Origin of the sequence: Cutibacterium avidum ATCC 25577, from assembly GCF_000227295.1 — a bacterium.
Lineage (GTDB): Bacteria > Actinomycetota > Actinomycetes > Propionibacteriales > Propionibacteriaceae > Cutibacterium > Cutibacterium avidum.
The window spans coordinates 2,487,173-2,488,488 of sequence record NZ_JH165054.1 but is presented as its reverse complement, the minus strand read 5'-3'; the positions used below and the strand labels follow the sequence as shown (position 1 = coordinate 2,488,488).

Genomic DNA, 1,316 nt, shown 5'->3' with positions numbered 1-1,316 from the left:
GGGTCCCGGAAAAGTCGGTAGGAGTGTGCTGTGACTAGGGGTTGAGTCGGGTCCAGCGTGTTAGATGGGTGGGCGAGGCCGTCCCGGATGGGATGGAAGTAGTCATGCAATCTACCGATCCCGAGGGCCCCGCCCGCGATGCCATCTTCCCCCACCGCGCCGCCCAGGATCATTCCTGACACGCCCCTACCTGATGCCCGACTGGCCGATCATCTGTCCAGGGTCCCCGACCCCCGCCAGGCCCGAGGCAAGCGTTACCCCGTGCCGGGGGTGCTTCTGGTCGCGGTCTCGGCGGCGATGGCTGGCTGCCGGGGCTTCACCGCCACCGGCGAGTGGGCAGCCAGACTCACCGACAAGAACCTGAACGAATTCGCGCTGAGATCGGCCCCCGGCGAATCCACCCTGCGGAAACTCGTCGCCCGCATCACCGCCGCCCTGGACGGGCACCTGTGTCTGTACGCCTGGACCCGCACCACCCTCGCCGGCGCGCCACGTGATCGCCGTAGACGGGAAAACGCTACCGGGCTCCCGCTCGGCCACCGAGCGGGCCCGCCACCTGGTCGCCGGCCTCGACCACATGTCGGGGACGGTGATGGCCCCACCGGAGGTCGAGGCCAAGTCCACCGAGATACCGGCGCTGCCCGCCGTGATCAAGGCGCTGGGCGAGCGCGCGGCTGGTGCAGTCATCACCGCCGACGCCCTCCACACCCAGACCGCTAGTGCTACCGCGATCCTCGCCGCCGGTGTCGACTACGTGTTCACCGTCAAATCCAACCAGCCCACCCTGCACAAGAACCTGGCCGGTCAGCCGTAGAAGAAGGTCCCCGCCGGCCACGTCGACGTGGAGAAGGCCCATGGCCGCCTCACCCGGCGCACCCTGAAAGTCCTCCAGGCCCCCACCGGCCTGGGATTCCCCGGCGCCGCGCAGATCGTCCACCGGCGCTGGGTGGCCACCCGGGCCGGGAAGAAGACCACCGAGATCGTCTACCTCATCACCTCGGTCACGCTACCTGAAGGCTCTGCGGCCCGGATCGCGGCCTGGACCCGCGGCCACTGGGGTGTAGAGAACCGGCTCCACTGGGTCCGAGACGTCACGCTCGACGAGGATCGTAGCCAGATCCGCACCGCATCGGCCCCCACGTGATGGCCACGATCAGGAATCTGGCCATCAGCATCCACCACCTAGCCGGGGCCACGAACATCGCGAGAGCCACCCGGCAAGCCGCCTGGGACCCACCCGCCACCTGCACACTCCTCCTCACACTCTGACCACACCACCACCACAGAAAGAAAGCACGACTCTTCCGGGGCCCTGG

At 68.5% G+C, this 1,316-nt stretch carries 3 pseudogenes; 2 read left to right on the top strand and 1 reads right to left on the bottom strand.

The window, feature by feature from the left end:
• Positions 1–182 (bottom strand): annotated as a pseudogene (locus HMPREF9153_RS12830) (polysaccharide biosynthesis tyrosine autokinase); the annotation flags it as partial.
• On the opposite strand from HMPREF9153_RS12830, the pseudogene HMPREF9153_RS12825 reads away from it, so the two are divergent.
• Both HMPREF9153_RS12825 and HMPREF9153_RS12820 read left to right on the top strand, forming a co-directional pair.
• A pseudogene (locus HMPREF9153_RS12825) lies at positions 139–420 on the top strand (transposase family protein); the annotation flags it as partial. The pseudogenes HMPREF9153_RS12830 and HMPREF9153_RS12825 sit on opposite strands and share 44 nt — an antisense overlap.
• A gap of 73 nt (positions 421–493) precedes the next feature.
• A pseudogene (locus tag HMPREF9153_RS12820) lies at positions 494–1,144 on the top strand (ISAs1 family transposase).
• The last annotated feature ends 172 nt before the right edge of the window (positions 1,145–1,316 follow it).